This is a genomic window from Enterococcus sp. HMSC076E04 (assembly GCF_001814285.1).
Taxonomy (GTDB): domain Bacteria; phylum Bacillota; class Bacilli; order Lactobacillales; family Enterococcaceae; genus Enterococcus_B; species Enterococcus_B lactis.
The window spans coordinates 1-1,370 of record NZ_KV815555.1; the positions used below are offsets into that span (position 1 = coordinate 1).

A 1,370-nucleotide genomic window follows, 5' to 3' on the forward strand; every position below is an offset into this window, starting at 1 on the left:
TGGATCTGTGTCAATAAAGTGGACTCATTTTTTGAGAGTTTTTTTGCAACCAATCCACTCTCGAGTTGTTTCATGATTTCAGACAATCGTCAAACTAAAACCGTTTGACCATTCTCTGAAACCATGAAAAGAGATTCTCGTGGATTCGTTCAAAAAATGTGAGTAGCTATTGCGCGTGCTGCCGAGCTTGGTCTTCTGCCTGTTGTGGTGTCAGATAGCCAATTGCTCCATGAATTCGCTTGCGGTTGTACCATCCTTCAATATATTGAAACAGTTCGAGTTTGGCTTCTTCATAAGAATGATAGGTCGTTTGATAGACTTCTTCTTTCTTTAATGCCGCGTGAAACGATTCGATACAGGAATTGTCGTAAGGCGTACCTTTGCGACTATAAGAGTGCGTTATCTTGTTCGTGCGCAATGCTTCCTCAAAATCGGAGCTAGTATACTGCGAACCAAGATCGGTTTGGATGATCAGTCCGTCTGTCGGTTGTTGATTTTGGATTGCTGATTCTAGCGCATTCATCACGATTTCAGTGGTCATCTGCTTGGCGTAAGTGTAGCCGATGATCTTTTTCGAATAAAGATCGATCACAGAAGCCAGGTAGGTCCAGCCGTCTTTTGCAGTCGAGATATATGTGATATCAGCGGCCCATTTTTGATTGATGCTGGTTGTGGAGAAATCTTGGTTTAAGAGATTTGTCCGTTCTTCAACGCGCTCTTTAGAAGCCTTGGTTGGATGATATTTTTTTACGGTGATCGAATGGATGCCAAGGAGACGCATCCGTTTTTGCACCCGTTTGATCGACAAATCAAAGCCTTGCTCTATCAGCTGATGATGAATTTTCCAGGCACCATAACGTTTCTTGCTGTCTGTGTAAATCGATAAGATGGCTTTATCGATGCGTTCATTTTCAAGTTCACGCTGACTTGGTGTGTGTTTGAGTTCCTTATAATACGTGCTTGGAGCTACTTCCATTACTCGCAAAAGCATGCGCGTCGGATACTCGTTGCTCTCGTTTTCAATGAAGAGGATTTTACTGTATAAGTTTACTTCGTGAATATAGCCATTGCTTTTTTTAAGATTTCGTTCTCCTGTCGCAGACGCGTCATTTCTTTTTCCATCTGTTTAATCTGAGCGGGAGTCAGCGAACTGCCAGTAACGGGCGTGTTGCTTTTCTTCCATTTGTAAATCGTTTGTTCTGCAATGCCATATTCACGGGAAATTTCGGCAACCGGCTTACCAGTTGCGACGAGTTGAAGGATCATGTCTTTTCTTTCTTGACTGTACTTTTTCATTTAGCGAACTTCCTTTCGTTCGAGGTTATTATAGTCCTCTCCCAAAATGTGTCCACTAAATCATCCTAACACCA

General features: G+C 42.4%; 1 protein-coding gene. It reads right to left on the bottom strand.

Annotated elements, in window-relative coordinates:
- Positions 1-166: 166 nt before the first annotated feature.
- Positions 167-1,296, bottom strand: a protein-coding gene (locus tag HMPREF2961_RS00515) for an IS3 family transposase (protein WP_104835207.1) whose coding sequence is annotated in 2 segments (ribosomal slippage) — positions 167-1,068 and positions 1,068-1,296 — 1,131 coding nt in all. Because the reading frame shifts where the segments join, the coding sequence is not laid out codon by codon here.
- Between the last annotated feature and the right edge of the window lie 74 nt (positions 1,297-1,370).